Genomic DNA, 20,167 nt, shown 5'->3' on the forward strand with positions numbered 1-20,167 from the left:
CTGTTTTCTTTAAAAAAGAACGCTGATCCATTGGACCAGCGTAGTTAAATTATTCAATAAGATTGGAATTATCTTTATTCTTTATAAAAGGCCACCAGTTGGCTTCTCCAAATGTTTTTACCATTACAGGGACAAACAATGGAAGTACAACAAGGGAGTACAAGGCCAATCCGATTAATAGTATCGTTGCAATTTCCAACAAGGATAAAACACCTGATGGCATCATTGCGGCAAATGTACCGCCTAAGATAACCGCTGCTGAAATAATAACAGTCCCCATCTTCTTCATAGACAGTAGAATGGCTTTTTCAACGGGCATGTTTCGATATTCGTTGAAGCGATCCATTAAGAAAATACTGTAATCGATTCCTAAGGCTACTAATATCACAAAGGCAAAGAATGGCACCGCCCAGCTTATTCCAGAGTAACCCAATAAATTAACAAAGATTTTTTCTGAAATGGCCATCGAAGTATAGTAGGTTAGGACGAGTGAGCCAATTAGATAAAGCGGCATAATGAGTGAACGAAGCAAAATCACTAAGATTATACTAATCCCAACAAGCATGAGAACAACGGTTCTTGAATAATCAGCTTTTGAAATAGAATCAAGGTCATTATGCATACTGGATACACCGCCAATTGCCACTTTAGCATTTTCGAGTTTGGTATCCTTAATCACGCGTTTGACTGCTTGCTTTATTTCTGGAACGCGGTCAATCGCTTCATTAGAATATGGATTTTTACTGAAGATCACATCAATCGTCATTACTTTTCGATCTTTTGACAAGTAAGCGTCGAGTGCTTGCTCAAAGTCTTTACTATCTAGCACGTCCTGAGGAATATAAAATCCATTTTGTTTCTGATTGGATACTTCAGATAAGTAATCTTGAGCCGAATTCAGTCCGTCCGACACTTTATTTAAACCATCAGCACTTTGAGTTAAGCCATCTGAAAGCTGTGTGATCTGATTTCCCATATCTTGAAATCCTGTTAGAAGCTGTTTTTGCCCATTATTGATTCCGGAGAGTCCACCGGTAAATTGGGGAAGTCCTGCAATGACTTTGCCTTGTCCTGCAGCCATTTTGTCAAGTCCAGTTTCAAGATCGGAAATCCCTTTTAACAGGCCTTCCATTCCAGTAATTAGGGCTTTCTGGCCAACAGTAATTTCTGTGAATTTACTGTTGGCAAATTCTATACCTTCTTGTGCACCTTTAAGCCCAGTATTTAATTGCTGTAACCCTCCAGCTAATTCTTTTGTTGCGGTTTGCGAGCCCTGAACAGTCATTTTAATAGCTTGATAGTTTTGATTTTGACCGATATCACTGTATTGTTGTTCCAGATTTGAAAAATATTGATTTGTAGCCGTTAGAGTTTTGTTCAAGGAACCTAATCCTGTTGCTACTTTCTCATATTGCCCATGGAGGGCAGCTAATCCTGTACTTGCCTTTTTATAGCCAGCGAGTAATTGTTTGCTTCCGGCTAGAACCTCTTTTGATTTTTCTTTAACCTGGGTTAAACCATCTTTTATCTGTGCAGAGCCGGCGGAACCAGATCTAATTCCTTTCTCAATAACGGTCAGCCCGCTTTGGATGTCGCCCATCCCTGTTTTTAGTTTATTCGTTCCATTTATTAACTCGCTGATTCCGTCGGTGGCTTCCTTCATTTTCGGCTGATTGGCTGCCATCTGGCTGCCAGCTTCCTCCAGGCCATCGCTGATTTTTTTAATTCCATCGTTACCTTGCTCGAGGCCTTCCCCGAGACTCGCCACCTGTTTGGATAGATATAAATCATCAATTGTTTCCCCGGTTGGACGGGTTGCGGAACGGACGGAATTCACATCGCTGACACGTGCGAGCTCTTGACTTATTTTTTCAGTGATAGCCATATATTCGGAAGTGTTCATTTGGTCATCGTTTTTAATGACGATTTGGGTAGGCATAGACTCGCCTGGTCCAAATGATTCAGAAATAATATTAAAACCATTTATTGATGGAAAATCATCACTGATTTCCTCAAGTGAATTAAACGATAATTGATCCTTATACGTGAATAAGAAGGGGATAGAGATGACCCCGACGATAATAAAGGCAATCAATGGACGTGCGAGTGCAAACCTGCCCACAAATCCCCAAAATTTACTTTCATTGTGCTCCAGTTTGCCCTTGGATGGCCAAAATAACTTTTTGCCAAGCACAGCCATGAAGAAGGGGACAATTGTAACAAGGGCGATTAATAGGATTGCTACACCTACGGCAACCGCCGCTGCTGATTGATAGAGCTTAAAGGTCGAAAAGCCAATCGAAGCAAACCCAATCATAACGGCAACCCCGCTAAATAAAACTGTTTTTCCTGCGGTACGATAGGTTTCCACAATCGATTCTGTTACACTATCATTCTTTGCCATTTCTTCTTTAAAACGGCTAAGCAGTAAAATACAATAGTCTGTTCCAATACCAAAAAGGACAGCAACTAAGAAAATCTGTGTAAAGGTTGAGAGTGGAAAGTTAACTTTATCCACTAATAAAGAAACAATCGATTGAGCCGTAAGATAACTGAACCCCACCGTAACCAATGGAATAATTGGTGCTATTGCCGATCGAAACACCAGTAGAAGCACAATTAGAATAAATCCTACAGTAATTCCTTCTGTTTTTTTCAATCCTTCTTGCGAGTTGGTGACAAGGTCATCGCTGATTACCCAGTTACCTGTGTAGTAATGCTCCAGTTTTACATCATCAATTTCTTTATATAGGTCATCTGCAATTTCTTTGGCTTCACGGCCATTTACATCCACCTTTACGGAAACAAGAATGGTTTTTCCATCCTCAGATACCAGTTGGTCTTTTAATTCGGCTTGCTTAAAGTGGGTTAAAATTTCGGAAATCCCTAGGTTTTCCTTGTTTTTTTCAAGCTGATTTACGGCTTTTTCCGCACTTTCGAAATCGGCCTTGGTTAACTTTTTATTACTATGAAAAACCAACGCCGTTTGTAGATTACTGCCACTGTTTTCACTTGATTGAACATCTTTGAGGATTTTTTCGGCAATAGTTGAGGAGTATCCTTCTGGAACAGTAATTTGCCCTTTCTCCCGAACTAACGTTTCCATATTTGGTGCCACCATAAATAGGGCGGTGATAACGAGGATCCACGCGAGTAATATAAACCATTTTCCTTTTATTATCGCTCTCACTATTTATTCCCCCAGTTCTTCGTTTTTCTTGTTGACTAAAATTTTTGCCAATTTTTCATACGTATTTATAAAGGTAGTAATTTCCGATTCTTCAAATTGGGTAATGATGGATTCAACAAGGAATTGAACTTTTTCTTGGCAATCCTCGTAGAGGGTGTAACCTTTCTTTGTTAGGGTTAAGTAAACCACTCTCCGGTCGCTTTCATCACGTGTTCTTTGGATTAGACCGCGATCGACCATTCGATTAATGATGGCGGTAATGGCGCTTTTATTTACTTCGAAAGCATCTGCTAGCTCCGTAGAAGTGCATTCCTTTGCTTGATGAATATATCTTAGTATGTAATGCTGATCGTTTGTGAGTTCGTCGCCAATTTGCCCCTTAATTAAATATTCTGCTTTTTTGTGGACTTGAAAGGATACGGACACATACCGATCGATTAACTCTTGAATGACATTTTTATCCATGATTGTTTTCACCTCTTTATAAGGCTGTGATAAGGTTAATGTTGATTTTGGCACTCTGTTGATTGGAGTGGAAGGTGCGAAGACTCCTGCGGGAGTACGGGGCAGGAGAGACCCCGCAGGCGCTAAAAGCGCCGAGGAGGCTCCCCGCAACGCCCGCGGAAAGCGAAGCACCTGGAACGGAAATCAACAGACAAGTTTAACACAGCCATTCGTTAAAATAGTTCAACTATTTAACTATTCACTTGTTAAACTATATAATAACCCACTAATTTCTGTCAATCGAAAATAAATCTTGTTCAAATCAATGATTCCCCGCAAATCTTTAGACCTTTTAAGGAAAAGTTAAGGAATAAACATAATACTGAGTGTAAGTTAGAAATTTTGGCATCCTGGGCGGAATTCAGGAACACAAAAAGGAGTAAGTTAAGATGAAAAAATGGATAGTAATTGCAGGTAGCGTCCTAGTTATTGGATTTGTCGGATATCAATGGAAACCATTATCGCTGAGTTCACAAACTGTGTCCGCACAAGTGAGAACGGCAGTGGTTCAAAAAGGTACATTAAACGTCAACATCAGTGGTTCGGGAACCGTTCAAGCGGTAACCAGCGAAGATATTAAATCTAAGTTTGATAATAGTCAAATAGACGAAGTGCTTGTAGAGGTTGGCGAGAAAGTAAACAAAGGTGATGAATTAATTACCTTTTCGGATGGAAGTGACCCTATAACATCATCAGCTACTGGAGTTATTACGAGCCTTGCAGTATCCGCAGGTGAGCGTGTTACAAATGGACAAGTTGTTGCACATGTAACCAATTACAACGAATTACAAACCGTGGTCCAAATCGATGAACTGGATATTTCCAAAATAAAAAAGAAACAGTCAGTTGACTTAACAGTTAATGCGTTTCCTGATCAAACATTTACTGGTAAAGTTTCAGCCATTTCTGAAGAGGGGACATCCTCAAGTGGAGTTTCCACTTTCGCTGTTACCATTCATATTGACAAACCAGATCAACTTAAAGTTGGGATGAGCACAGAAGCACGAATTTTAACAGTAAGTAAGAAAGATGCCCTTTATGTTCCGCTTGATGCTGTATATACATCAAACAAGGAGAAATATGTCATTATCAATTCAAAGAGCACTGATCATAATAACTCTGAAACTAAGAAAAAAACCATTCAAACCGGTTTAGCAAATGAAGATTATGTGGAAATAACAAAAGGGTTGTCAGAAGGTGAAACAATTAAGTTACCTCAATTAGCAAAAGCTAGCTCGTCTAAAACTTCAACGACGAATACACAAGGTAGTGTTTTTGGTGGTTTAGGCAATGCGGGAGGGATGAACCGTAGCTTTGGAGGCAGGGGTGGAAATTAAGTGGACGGTAATTTCCTCGTTATTAGTGAATGGTGAACAATAATCAGCTAGTATGTTGGGAGTGCTGTGTTTGCTATAATTATTTTTATACGATGCTTAGGAGAGAAAGAGAATGCGCTTATTAGTTGTAGAAGATAATCTACCTTTATTAGAATCCATCGTACAGCTTTTATCCGATGAGTTTGAAGTTGATCAAGCTTCGAATGGTGAGGATGCATTGTTTTTGGCAATGCAGAATATTCATGATGTGATTGTATTGGATGTAATGATCCCCGAGATTGATGGGTTTGAAGTGTTACGGACTATTAGGAAGGAAGGCTTAAATATACCAGTCCTTTTCCTAACTGCAAGAGATTCGCTTGAAGATCGTGTTCAGGGACTTGACAGCGGCGGGGATGACTATTTGGTTAAGCCTTTCCAAGCTGCTGAATTAAAGGCGAGAATCCGTGCCTTGTTAAGAAGAAGCGGCAGCTTAACAACCAATCAAACGATTCAGTATCACGGGATTGAATTGTTAGGAAAGGAAAGAGACATTGTTGTCGATGGGAAACAGATCAAACTGACAGCAAAGCAATACGAACTGTTAGAATATTTAATTCAAAACAAGGGAGCCATTCTCACAAAAGAACAAATCTATGACCGGGTGTGGGGGTTTGATTCAGATACAACCATCGCAATTGTGGAGGTATTTATGCATCATCTCCGTAAAAAATTAGAACCATCAGGCTATCATAGTGATATTAAAACGATTCGCGGCGTTGGCTATATGTTGAATGAAGAATAGGAGCTCACATGTTTCGGCAAACACTTATTAAATTAACCTTTCTAAATTCATTAGTATTTATCGTTCTTATAAGTATACTAGGGACCGTCATTTATTTTTATACAAGTAATAAATTATATAAAGATGTCAACCAATCCCTGCTTGAATCGATAGAACATTTACAACAGCAGCCGGATGGACCAGGTGGAATTCGAGAAGGTAATGTGGGGATTGGAGGGCAATTTCCAAAATTTATTAGGCGGGACCCACGGATATTAACCCTGATCTGGGATGAAGACAACCAGTTGTTGTTGGGACAAAATCGGGATGCGGACATTTTTGAAGGTAATGAGAAGTTAATCAAGCCTACAGAATTTAATACTTTAACAGATGTGGATGTTGAGGATTTTTCATTTAGGTATATTGCCTTAAAGGTGGAACATCCCCAATTAGGAAGAATAACCGTTCAATTCATTCGCAATGTGAATTCTGAACAAGAATTATTGAATAGACTTTTGTTAATAATGTTAATTGGGATGGGGGTTGGAATTATTTGTGCCGTTGCGTCAGGTTATTTTTTAGCGGGAAAGGCATTAGTCCCAATTAAAAAAGCTTGGCAGAAGCAGACAGAATTTGTATCTGATGCCTCGCACGAGCTAAGAACCCCATTAGCGGTTATCCAGGCAAAAACGGAAGTCCTATTTCGGGCTCCAAAAGCAACTATTCAGGATCGGATTCTTGATATATCAACGATTTCCAATGAATCAAGACGGCTTTCTAAATTAGTGACCAACTTATTAACTCTTGCTAGATCGGACTCTGATCAAATTGAGGTCAAAAAGGAACAATTCCAACTCGATGATTTGTTAAAAGAAATTCTTCAACAATATGAAGAAATTGCATTGTATCAAGAAAAGTCGCTTTATTTACAAGAAACGGAACCTGTGCGATTTTTTGCTGATAAAGCAAGAATTCATCAATTAATCGTCATATTATTAGACAATGCCATGAAATATACAAATGAAGGCGGGGAAATACAGCTTTCATGTTCACAGAATCATTCCTCCATTTTTCTTAAAATAAAGGATACCGGGATTGGTATTCCAGAAAAAGATATTCCGAAAATCTTTGACCGTTTCTATCAAAGTGACAAGGCGAGGACGGCTGCTGAAGGAACAGGACTCGGTTTATCGATTGCAAAATGGATTATTGAGAAACATCATGGTAAGACAAAGGTGCAAAGCACGCCAGGTAAAGGAACGACAATTGAAATCATTTTCCCAAAAACCCAAAAAAATTAAATTTTTGGGTTTTTTTATTCAAAAAAATCAAGGTAGATCTATTTCTTAAGAAAAACTTAAGGAACCCCCTTCATAATGTGTTTGATATTATTCAGGCAAAGATTTTTACATGGAAAACTGAAGGGAGGAGTCTTAACATGAAGAGTACGAGAAAGGCACATCTATGGATAGGCTTAATTGCTTCCATTTTCATCTTTATCGAGTCCTTAACAGGATTGTTAATGAATGAACCTTGGTTAATCGGTCAAACACAGTTTGAAGGTGGAAAGGGGAATTTCCAACCAGGTCAATTTAACCAAGGCGAACGTCCCCAAGGAATGAATGGCGGTTTTGAACAAGGAAATCAACAAAATTCAGGACCTCAGGGCGGCGGCCTATTTCAAGGACAAGCTAATGGTCAGAATGGAAACGGTCAGTTCCAAGGGCAACGCGACTTTAGGGGAAATGGAAACCTGCCGGAGGGAATTCGTGGACAAAGACCGGGGCAAGGGTCGATTATGTCAATCATCCGGGGCCTTCATGAAGGTAGAATTGGCAATACAAATGTGAAATGGTTAATAGATTTAACCGCCGTTGCCTTAATGATTCTAACAGGGACAGGAATCTATCTTTCTATGAAAGTTATCGCTGCAGAAAATAAGCGAAAGAAGCGGCAGGCAGAAAGCTTATTTGAATAGTTTAATAATGTAAAAGCACACGATAGAAATTCGTGTGCTTTTTGTCCAGTCTATTCTACAATAATTGTCCCTTTAAACATTTGCATTCCACAGCTAAAGGTGTATGTGCCTGAATGATCAGGAGTAAAGGTTAGTTTTGTAGTACCCGTTTTTAAGTTGACATTGTTAATATTAAATTCAGGAATCATAAAGGTGGAGATACAATTCGTACTATCAAGCGGGTTGTTTATTTCTAGTTCAACCGGAACACCTTTTTTGACACGAATGACATTTGGGGTATACCCCTGGGTGGTGACCTCCATCTTAACAAGCGGCTTGCTTTCCCTTGTTACATCCACTTCCGTTTTGGGAACTTCTTGACTTTCAGCGGCATGGGCAGTTTCTGTTTGGTTTGATTTACTTTGACCCGGAATTTCTACCAAATCACTGCTATACATAAACAGAAATAACGATACCAGCACAATTCCTCCAGCGATAATCGCAAATGGCGAAAGTTCCTGTGGATCAAGGGATAATTTATTATTGGATTCTACGAAAATATACATAATCACGAATCCAATAATCAGGATATAGAATCCTAACAAGATTCCTAATAGAATTGTTGGATTAATAAATTGAATAAATGCACCAAGGATGGCGCCGATAATTCCGCCTATTAGACCCGAAATAGAGCCCATTAAGATAGCTAAAATCCCGATTGGGTGGCCTGCTAAGAAGCCTATGACAAATCCGATAATCATACTGACTCCGACTACTAGAAAAATCTCACCTGAAATGATGCCAATGATACTGCCGGTCAGTAAACCGGTAATCACTGCAATAACCATACTAATCATTGTTCCAGAGGTAGTAGCTAGTTTATTTTTATGGCGGTAGACAGAATAGATGGAATATCCGGTTCCAGTGGCAACTATAATTGCCGTAATGATCGCAAATATATTCATTTTTGGTCCCCTCTTACGTGTGATTGATTAACAACATAAGAGTATTATAAATGCAAATAAACCGTTTAAATTTGTATATTCAGTGATTAATATGAACGTTTTATGAATATTGTTGAGGGAAGATAAGTCATGTGTAGTTTTTGGGAGATGTATTTATTCCTTTTTTTCTTTATCAAGGGTATTTTTATAAATCCGTTTCATTGCCTCATTTTGCATCCTGATATATTCTAGCAAAAATTCTTTCTCTTCTTCCTCTTGTCGGAGATCATCTTTTTCTTTATCCATGGAAACCACCACCCCAATTTTTATAATTACTAGCATTTTAACCGATTTATACACATGTTTAAAGTCAATGAGAAGGTAATTTGTTGACATCAGAAAAATATTCCATAAAAAAATTGACTTTTTTCATTTTGAAATATATAATTTTCAAAAATACTATTGAAACTATGACGGGGATTAGTAAAGTGAAAGGGTCTTACCAAGAGAGGAAACCATTGGTGTGAGGTTTCTTAAGACGGTCATTTGAACCTGCCACCCGAGTTCTGTATCGAATTTAAAGATACATGCGGATCATGTCCGTTATCAAGGAAAGTGTATAGAGCAATTTTGCTTTATGAATTTAGGGTGGTACCGCCAGGCCTTGGTCCCTTTTTAGGATCAAGGTCTTTTTGTGCAGAAAAGCGGATACGCCCATATCTTTATTTTAAAAAAATAATGAGGTGTCAAACATGGCAAAAGAATTTGTAAAAGATGTTACGGCAATGGACGATGATTTCGCCCAGTGGTATACAGATGTCGTCACTAAGGCTGATTTAATTGATTATTCAAGTGTGCGTGGTTCAATGATTATCCGCCCGTATGGCTATGCTTTATGGGATAATATAAAAAATGAGCTGGATCGACGAATAAAGGAAACAGGGCATGAGAATGTTTATATGCCATTGTTCATTCCTGAAAGCTTGCTTCAAAAAGAAAAAGATCATGTCGAAGGTTTTGCACCTGAAGTGGCATGGGTTACACATGGCGGGTCTGAACCATTAGCAGAACGATTGGTTGTGCGACCAACATCTGAAGTTCTTTTCTGTGAGCATTATAGCAACATTATTCATTCTTACCGGGATCTGCCTAAGCTCTATAACCAATGGGCAAACGTTGTACGTTGGGAAAAAACCACTCGTCCGTTCCTGCGGACATTAGAGTTTTTATGGCAGGAAGGTCATACTGCCCATGCGACAGACGAAGATGCAATGGAAGAAACCATTAAAATGCTAAATGTATATGCCGCTGTTTGTGAAGAAATCCTTGCAATTCCGGTTGTAAAAGGACAAAAAACAGAAAAAGAAAAGTTTGCCGGTGCAAAAGCGACTTTTACCATTGAAAGCTTAATGCACGATGGAAAAGCATTACAGTCAGGTACTTCTCACCACTTTGGTACAGGATTTGCAGAGGCTTTTAACATTCAGTACACTGACAAAGAAGGAAAGCTTCAGTACGTGCATCAAACGTCATGGGGCTTTACAACAAGAATTATCGGTGCTCTAATCATGGTTCACGGCGACGACCGTGGTCTCGTAATTCCACCAAAAGCAGCGCCAACTCAAGTGATGATTGTGCCGATTGCGCAGCATAAAGAAGGCGTCCTTGATTTTGCTTATGATTTGAAAACGTCCCTTGGTAAAGTTGCTCGTGTTGATATTGATGCCAGCGATAAAAAACCAGGTTGGAAGTTCAATGAATATGAGATGAAGGGTATTCCAGTCCGCCTAGAAGTTGGACCTAAAGATATCGAAAACAAGCAAGTGGTTTTAGTAAGACGCGATACTTTAGAAAAAGTGTTCGTGCCACTAGATCAATTAGAAGCAAAGCTTGTTGAGTTATTAGATGAAATCCAAACAAATCTTTATAATAAGGCTCTAAATCACCGTGAAGAAAGAACCTCAGTTGCTTTAACACTAGGTGAATTAAAAGAGTCACTTGAAGCTAAACCTGGTTTCATTAAGGCGATGTGGTGCGGCGAATTAGCCTGCGAGGAAAAAATCAAAGAAGATACTGGAGCAACATCAAGATGTATTCCATTTGAGCAAGAACAAGTATCGGAAAAATGTGTCTGCTGTGGAAAAGATGCTGACAAGATGGTTTATTGGGCAAAAGCATACTAAAAACAGCAATTTTGGGCTCTTCCTTGTATGGGAAGAGTCTTTTTTAGTGCCGTATTGAGGCGATATTTGGGTAATGAGTGAATTTTTAGAATCGATGAGCGAATTTTTCAATTCAATGAGCGAATATGATGGTCTTATGAGCGAATTTCACAGTTAAATGAGCGAATTTTTTTCTGCTGTTAATCAGCGGATTTTCCTATCAGCGAATTTAATGATTCTATCAGCGAATCTTCCTAATTAATCAGCGATTTTTCTCATCCAATCAGCGAATCCATTCCAAGGTCATTTTTTTTGAAAAAGGAATTACAAAATCACGCAACGAATATTTTAAATTCACAAGGAGGGCAAAATTATGAAACCAATACTATTAGATTTTTCAGAAGAGTTTTACACAGAGAGATTACTAATACGCAATCCTTTACCCGGAGATGGTAAAGCTGTTTACCAAGCCATGCAGGCATCCTTAACCGAACTAAAAGACTGGATGCCTTGGGCCCATCAAGAGCAAACAGAGGACGATGTTGAAATTAATATTCGTGATGCACATACCAAGTTTCTAACCCGTGAGGATTTGAGGTTACATATTTTTAATCGGGAAACAGGGGAATTCATAGGTTCATCAGGTTTGCACAGAATCAACTGGAGTATTCCAAAGTTTGAGATTGGCTACTGGATTGATTCTCGCTATAGCGGGAAAGGGTATATTACCGAAGCAACCGAAGCAATTACTAAATTTGCCTTTACCGAACTTAAAGCAAATCGGGTGGAAATCCGCTGCGACTCCCAAAATATCAAGAGCAGGGCCATTCCTGAACGCCTAGGATTTAACTTAGAGGGGATTTTACAAAATGATGGACTTTCTGCCGATGGTAAAGGATTACGAGATACATGTATTTATGCAAAAACAACCAAAGATTAATAACAAAAGAGTACTGAATCACAGTACTCTTTTGTTTATAAAATTAGTCAAGGATATATCTCTTTAAATAAAATTTTGTAATGGCTAAATATTCACGTGAATAGGATTTTGGCACGGCAATCCATGGAGTTTCTGCTGGAAGTCCCTGCACCTCTAGTCCGTAGTCTCGAGCAATGGAGACGGCACGGTAGATATGAAAATTATTTGTCACCACCAGACCAAGCCTTTCACCCTTAGGAATAAGCCTTTTAGAAAAGTTAATATTTTCATACGTATCAGTCGATTGATCCTCTAAAATAATCCGAGCATCGCTTATGCCCTGCTCGACCAGTTCTCTTCTAATCGATTCCGCTTCAGAGATATCTTCACTAGGTCCCTTTCCACCAGATGCGATGACAATTGTATTTTTATTTTTCTTTAAATAATCTGCTGCCGCATTAATTCTACTCGCAAATGCAAGGGAAGGGACGGTGCCCTTCACCCTTGCCCCGAGAACAATCAAATAGTCTGCATTTTTAGGAACGTCTTTATGACTATATTGACTAATTTTAAATTGTAAAAATCCAATATAAATCAAACCTAAAGTAACAAGAACACCTAACAATACAAACACTCTTTTCTTATTTTTCATCATTTCAAACCCATTTCATGTTATTTTTAAACTTCTTATATAAATAATAGATTAAAGTGGAGGAAAACTCTAACATATTTTTGAAATAGAGTATAATAATAGAAGAATTAATTGCATTTAGTGCCTACAACATTAAATAATGGGAGGTTTTTAAAATGTCATCAATTAGTCTATTGAAAAAAAAAGCCGGGATTGTATTAGAAAAGAAAAAGCTAACAAAAGTGGTCTCTAGAGTTGGTCTAGTATTGGATATCTCAGGTTCTATGAGAAACTTATACAAAAATGGTACGGTTCAAAAAGTTGTGGAGCGTATTCTTGCAGTAGCAAGCCAATTTGATGATGATGGATTATTGGATATTTGGGTATATGATAATGAATTTTCTCGTTTGAAATCAGTTTCTGAACAGGATTTTAGCAACTATGTAGAAGAGTATATTTTAGCTAACGATTTAATACATAAATTCGGAAGAAATGATGAACCGCCTGTTATGGAGGATGTCATTCAGAAATACACGGTAGAATCTCGGGCCAAGGAACCCGCTTTTATTGTTTTTATTAATGATGGGGGCTGTAAAAGAACAATTAAGAAACCAGTAGTTGAATCATCAACAAAACCGATTTTTTGGCAGTTTGTTGGTATTGGTGACTCAAGCTTTGAAGTTTTAGAAAAATTGGACACTATGGAAGGTAGATTCATTGATAATGCTAACTTTTTTCACATTAAAGACATCGAAAAAACTACGGATGAGGAATTGTATAATCAGTTGTTAAATGAATTTCCTTCTTGGTTAAATGAAGCCAGAGCTAAAGGGATCTTACCAGGCGGGAAAAATTAGATTGAAATTAATTGTTACCGTTTTCAATTAATGCTCGTGAAAAGGGGCACGAATCGAGTCCAATTGTTCCCGTAATCATCTCTTTTTCGATGTAACGGGCACAAATAACTTCTAACGTTACAACATGTAGAATCTCTTGCAACCGAATAATAGAAAAAAGGACTGAATTTCATCAGTCCTTTTTCGATTATTCGCAAACCCACGAAAGTCCTAGAGTTCCAACCCCCGTATGCACTCCGGCAACAGTAATTAGCATCATTATTTCCGTTTCAATTTCCGGAAATGTTTCGTTGACTAATTTCTCTAACGCAGTTGCCCGTTCGATATCGTTAGCATGGACAATAGCTGCTTTCCTAACAGTTTTTGTTTCCAAATCGGTTTTTAAATTATTAATTAACCATGCAATGGATTTTTTTTCCGTTCTAACTTTATCTTTTATCTTAGCGCCTCCATCTTCAATTGCTAAAATAGGCTTGATATTAAATAGGGAGGCTAGGATGGCTTGGCCTCCGGATACTCTGCCGCTTTTTTTGAGTTGGTCCAAATTTGATGGGACTAAATATAAACGAGTGTGCTCGCGTAATCCATTAAGTTTGGCCTCCACTTCACTGATTTCATAGCCTTGTTCTACTAGTTCAATCCCTTTTTTTATTAAAAATGAGAGTGGGTAGGAGCCGGTCATGGAATCGATAGGTACCAATTTAAAATCAGCCATTTCCGCTGCCATCACAGAGGTTTGAAATGTTCCGGATAGTAAGCTGGAGGCATGGATAGCGATTCCAAAATCATAGTTTTCCTTTAACTTTGTATAAAGTTCCACAAAATCACCAAGACCTGGCTGAGAGGTTTGAAATTTCGAGTCTTCCTTTTTCATTCGCTCGTAAAACTCTTTTTGAGTGATATCTATTGTTTCCTTGTAGGACTCTTGGTTAATGACAATATTTAGTGGAACCACATGAATATTATTTTGCTCAATAAATTCTTTGCTGAGAGAAGCCGTGGTGTCAGTGATCCACGCAATTTTTGCTTTGTTCATCTTAATCCTCTTCCTCGGGTAAATATCCCTAACTTAAGTATCTAAACCGCAAAAGTGCGGCCGAAAGTTTGTGTATTTTTGATATATTATGATAACTAGAATCAACATTACAAGAATACATATTTTACGACAAGTTATATTTGTCATATTCAAAAGTGAACATTTTGTGACTAATGTACCTAGTTCGAATTATTCAAAAATAGCGATGTGTGATTTGAATCACTTAATACGCGTATGAAATTTCATATAATCACTATGAGAATAGTAATTACAAAATTACATAGGGAGTGTTATTCATGTTAGATCAAAAAACAATTGGAATTATTAAATCTACTGTACCTGTATTAGAAAAACATGGTGAAGCCATTACCACTCGGTTTTACCAATTGATGTTTGCTAACCATCCTGAATTATTAAATATCTTTAATCATGCCAATCAAAAACAAGGTAGACAACAAAAGGCATTGGCTGGAACGGTCTATGCCGCTGCCATGTATATTGATAATCTGGAGGCAATTCTTCCGGTTGTTAAACAAATAGCGGAAAAGCATAGAAGTCTTGGAATTTTGCCAGAGCATTATCCGATTGTTGGCAAACATCTTTTACTAGCCATTAAGGATGTACTAGGTGATGCAGCAACAGATGAAATTATTGATGCATGGGCGGCAGCATATAATGTCATTGCCGATGTTTTTATCAGTGTTGAGGCAGAATTATATGATGAAACAGTAAATAAACAAGGAGGCTGGAGTGGATTCCGCAATTTCATTGTTGATCGAAAAGTAGTGGAAAGTGAAGTGATTACCTCGTTTTACTTAACACCTGAAGATCATAAGGCAATTGCAGATTTTACCCCTGGACAATATATTAGTATCAAATTAGAAATAGCTGGTGAAAAATTTACTCATATTCGTCAATACAGCCTATCAGATGCTCCGGGTAAGGGTTATTACAGAATCAGCGTGAAACGTGAGGCGGGAACTGAAAATCCAGATGGTATGGTGTCCAACTATTTACATGATGGTGTGAATCAAGGTGATATTTTAAAAGTTAGTGCTCCAGCAGGCGACTTTGTTTTAAATACTGAAAAAAATACTCCTGTCGTGTTACTTAGTGGGGGGGTTGGTTTAACACCAATGATGAGTATGTTAAAGACAGTTGTAGAGGTTCAGCCAGAACGGAAAGTCACTTTTGTTCATGCCGCTGCCAATGGAAATGTCCATGCTTTAAGAGCTGAAGTAGAGGAATTATCGAAATTAGACAATGTCAATTCATATTTCTTCTATGATTCACCAACTGAAGAAGACCGCAAAAATAATCGATTTGATGTGGAAGGATATGTAACTCGCGATTGGCTGCAAGAAAAAGTCAATTCAAAGGATGCGGATTTTTATTTCTGTGGACCGGTACCATTTATGAAAGCAATTAATCGATCATTAAAGGAAATTGGTGTAACTGAAGATCGAATTCACTTTGAATTTTTTGGACCAATGGGGAATCTAGAAGAATAGTAAAAAAGCCGATTTCTGCTGGAAATCGGCTTTTTTAATGCTTTTGCAAACACTATTTTTAAAATACCAATAAATTGATGGAAAGCGATACTATATTAGAGAAGAATGGATAAAATACCAATATTGATTAATGAAAATTAATTGATATAAATCCAAAAAGAGAAAGGAGCTTTCCATCATTGCAATATTTAACCACAATTATGAACGAGTATGGATATCTTGTTCTTTTTCTTTCGATTGCGCTAGGAATATTGGCGCTTCCAATCCCGATGGAAGCAGTGCTGGCATATGCAGGTTTTCTATCCTTTCTTGAACAACTCAATTGGTTCGGTAGTATTCTCTCATCAGCATTAGGATGTACCTTAGGTATGCTGCTCTCCTATTGGGTGGGATTTAAACTCGGTATGCAATTTTTTGAAAAGCATGGCAAACGGATTCATATAGAGTCAGAGCGTTTAGAGGCCATTTCAAATTGGATAAGAAAATATGGAAATAAACTGTTACTCATATCATTATTCATCCCCGTATTTAGACATTTCATTGGTTACTTTTCTGGGATTACTCGTGTTCCAATTAAGGTTTATACTTTATATACGGGAATTGGATCGACCCTTTGGGTTTCGAGTTTTATTTTTATTGGAAAAAGCCTTGGACCACAATGGGATATATTTTTTGAAGCCATTAAGAAATACGTGTTTCTAACAATTATCGTCCTTTTTATTCTAATTGGCGCCATATATTTGTTTAAGAAAATTAGGAATGTTGTTATGGAAACAGGAACCAAATAAATGAACAAAACAAAGGAATTCTCTTTGAGGTTCCTTTATTTTTATTGTGTAAGTAATGATTAATGATAATGATCATCGCCACCATGGAATTTTTCAGTAATTACAAGTATTGAAAGTTTGATTCATATCGCAACTATGATTAAATGAAAGAAAGAAATGGCCAGAAAGGATGTTATTTGCATTGAATAAGAATGTCATTCGTTCGATTACAGGCATAGCTGTGTTGTTTTGCCTCCTCTGGCTGGTCGGGCTTGGCTGGGCAGTAGGCGAGTATTATGCGGGAAAACCGGAGAAGGTTCCGGAAGTAAAGCGTGTTTCCAGGGTAGAAAATAAAAAAGAATTAAACATCGTGGCCCTAGGTGACTCCTTAACTCGAGGAACGGGAGATGAGACTGGAAAGGGGTATGTCGGTGTTTTGGCAGATGAAATCAAGGAAAAAACAAAACGTCCCGTTCAACTTACCAATCTCGGCATTAATGGACAAAGGTCTGATTCACTAAGGAAACAAGTCCAAGAAACCGAAGTAGGCCGCCAAATCGGGAAAGCTGATATGGTGCTGGTCACGATTGGCGGGAACGACTTGTTCCGAGGGGGCCAAGCATTAATGGACTTTGAAACAGAAGATATTGCTTCCATTGAAAAGAAGTACTTGGACAATTTAAAATTTGTTTTAAAACAAATACGCAATAACAATCCAAATGCCAATGTGTTTTTCATTGGATTGTATAATCCGTTTATTGATTTAGATCAAGGAAAAGAAATGTCAAAGGTGGTACGCCATTGGAATTATGACAGTGCTGAAGTTAGTGCTTCTTTTCCGAAAATTGTATTTGTTCCAACCTTCGACTTGTTTGAGTTAAAGGTAAATGATTATCTATATTCAGATAAGTTTCATCCAAACTCAAAAGGGTATCGTTTAATTGCCGAACGAGTTGCCTCACTGCTCACCTGGTAAGGAGGGGAAATCGATGGAGAAAAAAATTACATTATCCGTTAAAGATTTAAAAAAAGTGATTGGAAAAAAAGAAATTATTAAGGGACTTACTTTTGATCTTTGTGAAGGAGAGGTATTTGGATTTTTAGGGCCAAATGGAGCAGGTAAGACAACTACTATCCGCATGCTTGTCGGATTAATCAAACCAACATCAGGCAGTATTCTTATTTGTGGTTCTAATATTGAGGGAAATTTCCAAAAAGCAATGACAAACCTAGGCTGTATTGTGGAAAATCCAGAATTATATCCCTATTTGTCAGGCTATAATAACCTTCTTCATTTTGCCAGAATGATCGAAGGAATCGGTGAAGAACGGATTAAAGAAGTGACTGAACTTGTCGGTCTAACAGAAAGAATTCATGATAAGGTAAAAACTTATTCCCTAGGGATGAGACAGCGTCTTGGGATTGCTCAAGCATTATTGGGAAACCCAAAAGTGTTAATCCTTGATGAGCCAACAAACGGCTTGGATCCGGCAGGGATTCGGGAAATGCGCCAATTTATTCGTTATCTTGCAGAGGAAGAAGGTTTAAGTGTTCTAGTTTCAAGCCATCTTTTAAGTGAGATCCAGCTTTTATGTGATCGAGTCGCGATCATATCCAAAGGGACAATCATCCGAACCGATACGGTCCAACAATTGCTTTCCAATCGAGAACGAGTGGTTTGGCATATACAACCACTTGATCGAGGAAGGGAAGTATTACGTTCTCTAACAAACATTGAAGAAACAGATGAAGGTACTATTTTGACGGAATTTAATGAAAAAAAGATTCCTCTATGGAATAAGCAATTGGTTGAAGCCGGTGTTTCCGTGATGGAAATGAATCGAAAAATGCCAGTCCTGGAAGATTTATTCCTCGAGCTAACCGGGGGTGACATGATTGAATAAGTTAATTCAGAATGAAATGATGAAACTGATTGCTAAGAAACGGCTCATTGTTATTGCTATCATTATTGGCGTTCTTGTCATGCTATTTACATATGCACAATTTAAACAAGTACAAACACAACGTGAAAAACTAGGAACCAGTGATTGGCGAACAATATTACAACAGCAGATTGTTGATACGACGAATCGTTTAAGCAGCAGTCGAATAACAGATGAATGGAAAAAACAGCTGCAAATCTCTCTCCAGCAGCAACAATATTATCTCGATCATGATATCAATCCATCTGAGCCGGGTGCCCCAACGTTTATGAGAATTTTTCTAGAAAACTCGATTGATCTGTTTATTCCCTTAATGGTTATGGTGATAGCAAGTGATCTGGTCTCTTCTGAACATAGCTTAGGATCGATCAAGCTGCTGTTGACCAGGCCTGTCAAGAGGTGGAAGGTGCTCTTGAGTAAATATTTTACCCTGTGTTTAGCGATTTCCTTAATCATTGCGATTGCAGGGGTTCTTTCCTATTTAATTTCCGGTCTGGTCTTTGGTTACAAGGGGTGGGGTGCCCCAATATTGACAGGATTTAATGTGACTGAGACTGGATTAAATACGTCTGAAGTCAAGTTGATGGGTCAGTGGAAATTTTTGTTAATGGACTTTGGACTAGTCTGGTTTGTATCCATTGTTGTTGGTACCCTTTCCTTTATGCTGTCAGTATTGATTCGAAGTACAGCAGCTGGTATGGGTGTAATGCTTGCCTCATTAATCTCAGGAGCCATTTTAACAAACATGGTATCCTCATGGGAATCCGCCAAGTACCTTTTTATGGTCAATTTGCGGTTAACTGATTATATGAAAGGAACAGCACCACCGATCGAAGGAATGAACCTTTCATTCTCAATCCTAGTACTCTTCGTTTGGTGGGCAGTAGCCATCTTTGTTTCATTCTTTGTCTTTACTAAAAGAGATGTATATTAAACCAAAGAAATTTTGAACTTGAAAGAAAATTATAAAATTATTAAAATATAAGAGAGGAGAATTGACAAATGGAGGAGTGTTTATGTCATTTGCTATAAAAAAGATCGATCATATCCAACTTGCTGCCCCTAAGGGATGTGAAGAAGCCGCGAGGGAATTTTTTGGTGGAATCCTCGGATTAATCGAAGTAGAGAAACCTGCAGAATTAAAGAAACGAGGCGGTGTTTGGTTCGAATTTGGGACCTTTCAACTTCACATCGGTGTAGAAGAACCGTTTTCACCAGCAAAAAAAGCACATCCTGCCTTAGTTGTTGAGAAGATCGAAGAATTAAAAGTTCATCTACGTGAAAAGAGAGTGGCATTTACAGAAGATGAACTTCTTCCAGGAGCAAATAGAATTCACCTCCATGACCCCTTCGGCAATCGTCTTGAGATTTTAGAATGGGAATAGGAAAATGCCTTTAATAAATAAAAAACAGCCCCATTCCTATTGGAATGGGGATTTGCCTTTAATTGGGGGATTGAAGGCCATATTAGAATGAGAAATCTTTTGTATTGTGAAATACTTCACATATCTTCTATTCATAGAATACTCCACTTCAAATAATTCCACAAGAGTATTTTTACTAAAAATTTGTCAAATTGGTAAATTTTTTTTCAATTACTGGGAATGATAATTTCGTACCAGAGATGAAATTTACTAAATACGTTT

General features: G+C 38.0%; 19 protein-coding genes and 1 other annotated feature. Of the genes, 13 read left to right on the plus strand and 6 right to left on the minus strand.

Features of this window, described 5'->3' with window-relative positions; all coding sequences use genetic code 11:
- Positions 1-49: 49 nt before the first annotated feature.
- Together M3610_RS16115 and M3610_RS16120 are read right to left on the minus strand one after the other, a co-directional pair.
- The gene (locus tag M3610_RS16115) at positions 50-3,190 is read right to left on the minus strand and encodes an MMPL family transporter (RefSeq protein ID WP_251460612.1); all 3,141 of its coding nucleotides are present in this window, start codon (positions 3,188-3,190) and stop codon (positions 50-52) included.
- A gap of 3 nt (positions 3,191-3,193) precedes the next feature.
- Positions 3,194-3,655, minus strand: a complete 462-nt coding sequence (locus tag M3610_RS16120; RefSeq protein WP_251460614.1) for a MarR family winged helix-turn-helix transcriptional regulator — start codon at positions 3,653-3,655, stop codon at positions 3,194-3,196.
- A 428-nt stretch (positions 3,656-4,083) separates the two neighbouring features.
- On the opposite strand from M3610_RS16120, the gene M3610_RS16125 reads away from it, so the two are divergent.
- The 4 genes from M3610_RS16125 (at position 4,084) to M3610_RS16140 (ending at position 7,772) form a co-directional block, all read left to right on the plus strand.
- Entirely contained in the window at positions 4,084-5,031 is a 948-nt protein-coding gene (locus tag M3610_RS16125) for an efflux RND transporter periplasmic adaptor subunit (RefSeq protein WP_251460615.1), read from the plus strand.
- A 112-nt stretch (positions 5,032-5,143) separates the two neighbouring features.
- The gene (locus M3610_RS16130) at positions 5,144-5,815 is read left to right on the plus strand and encodes a response regulator transcription factor (RefSeq protein WP_251460616.1); all 672 of its coding nucleotides are present in this window, start codon (positions 5,144-5,146) and stop codon (positions 5,813-5,815) included.
- Between the two features lie 8 nt (positions 5,816-5,823).
- Entirely contained in the window at positions 5,824-7,095 is a 1,272-nt protein-coding gene (locus M3610_RS16135; protein WP_251460617.1) for a sensor histidine kinase, read from the plus strand.
- Between the two features lie 137 nt (positions 7,096-7,232).
- The gene (locus tag M3610_RS16140; RefSeq protein WP_251460618.1) at positions 7,233-7,772 is read left to right on the plus strand and encodes a PepSY-associated TM helix domain-containing protein; all 540 of its coding nucleotides are present in this window, start codon (positions 7,233-7,235) and stop codon (positions 7,770-7,772) included.
- Between the two features lie 50 nt (positions 7,773-7,822).
- On the opposite strand, the gene M3610_RS16145 is transcribed toward M3610_RS16140, so the two are convergent.
- Together M3610_RS16145 and M3610_RS28025 are read right to left on the minus strand one after the other, a co-directional pair.
- Positions 7,823-8,716 (minus strand): cupredoxin domain-containing protein, encoded by an 894-nt coding sequence (locus M3610_RS16145; protein WP_251460619.1) that lies wholly within the window; start codon positions 8,714-8,716, stop codon positions 7,823-7,825.
- Between the two features lie 153 nt (positions 8,717-8,869).
- Positions 8,870-9,001: a hypothetical protein gene (locus tag M3610_RS28025; protein WP_285851280.1), complete on the minus strand. Its 132-nt coding sequence runs from the start codon at positions 8,999-9,001 to the stop codon at positions 8,870-8,872.
- 155 nt (positions 9,002-9,156) lie between these two features.
- Positions 9,157-9,371 (plus strand) — a binding site (T-box leader).
- A gap of 67 nt (positions 9,372-9,438) precedes the next feature.
- On the opposite strand from M3610_RS28025, the gene proS reads away from it, so the two are divergent.
- Positions 9,439-10,878: a proline--tRNA ligase gene (gene proS, locus M3610_RS16150; protein ID WP_373561717.1), complete on the plus strand. Its 1,440-nt coding sequence runs from the start codon at positions 9,439-9,441 to the stop codon at positions 10,876-10,878.
- A 352-nt stretch (positions 10,879-11,230) separates the two neighbouring features.
- Positions 11,231-11,797, plus strand: coding sequence for a GNAT family N-acetyltransferase (locus M3610_RS16155; protein WP_251460620.1), 567 nt, complete (start codon positions 11,231-11,233; stop codon positions 11,795-11,797).
- A gap of 43 nt (positions 11,798-11,840) precedes the next feature.
- On the opposite strand, the gene M3610_RS16160 is transcribed toward M3610_RS16155, so the two are convergent.
- Positions 11,841-12,431, minus strand: coding sequence for a YdcF family protein (locus M3610_RS16160; RefSeq protein ID WP_251460621.1), 591 nt, complete (start codon positions 12,429-12,431; stop codon positions 11,841-11,843).
- Positions 12,432-12,583: 152 nt separating this feature from the next.
- Between M3610_RS16160 and M3610_RS16165 the strand changes: the two genes are divergently transcribed.
- Positions 12,584-13,264 carry a vWA domain-containing protein gene (locus M3610_RS16165; RefSeq protein ID WP_251460623.1) on the plus strand — a complete coding sequence of 227 codons (681 nt, stop codon included), beginning with the start codon at positions 12,584-12,586 and terminating at the stop codon, positions 13,262-13,264.
- Between the two features lie 187 nt (positions 13,265-13,451).
- Here the strand turns inward: M3610_RS16165 and M3610_RS16170 are convergent, their stop codons facing one another.
- Positions 13,452-14,300, minus strand: coding sequence for a DegV family protein (locus M3610_RS16170; protein WP_098575273.1), 849 nt, complete (start codon positions 14,298-14,300; stop codon positions 13,452-13,454).
- Positions 14,301-14,596: 296 nt separating this feature from the next.
- Here M3610_RS16170 and hmpA point away from each other — a divergent pair, with 296 nt between their 5' ends.
- From hmpA to M3610_RS16200, 6 genes are all read left to right on the plus strand, one after another.
- A complete protein-coding gene (hmpA, locus tag M3610_RS16175; RefSeq protein WP_098575274.1) occupies positions 14,597-15,811 on the plus strand; it encodes an NO-inducible flavohemoprotein in 1,215 nt (404 codons plus the stop codon).
- Positions 15,812-15,990: 179 nt separating this feature from the next.
- Complete coding sequence (locus tag M3610_RS16180; protein WP_251460625.1) at positions 15,991-16,599, plus strand: DedA family protein; 609 nt, start codon at positions 15,991-15,993, stop codon at positions 16,597-16,599.
- Positions 16,600-16,780: 181 nt separating this feature from the next.
- Positions 16,781-17,554 (plus strand): SGNH/GDSL hydrolase family protein, encoded by a 774-nt coding sequence (locus tag M3610_RS16185; RefSeq protein ID WP_251460627.1) that lies wholly within the window; start codon positions 16,781-16,783, stop codon positions 17,552-17,554.
- Between the two features lie 13 nt (positions 17,555-17,567).
- Complete coding sequence (locus tag M3610_RS16190) at positions 17,568-18,482, plus strand: ABC transporter ATP-binding protein (protein ID WP_251460629.1); 915 nt, start codon at positions 17,568-17,570, stop codon at positions 18,480-18,482.
- Entirely contained in the window at positions 18,475-19,455 is a 981-nt protein-coding gene (locus M3610_RS16195) for an ABC transporter permease subunit (protein ID WP_251460631.1), read from the plus strand. The genes M3610_RS16190 and M3610_RS16195 overlap by 8 nt, the downstream gene beginning before the upstream one ends.
- An 82-nt stretch (positions 19,456-19,537) precedes the next feature.
- Entirely contained in the window at positions 19,538-19,906 is a 369-nt protein-coding gene (locus M3610_RS16200) for a VOC family protein (RefSeq protein WP_098575279.1), read from the plus strand.
- Positions 19,907-20,167 lie beyond the last annotated feature (261 nt).

This window comes from Neobacillus sp. MER 74 (genome assembly GCF_023714155.1).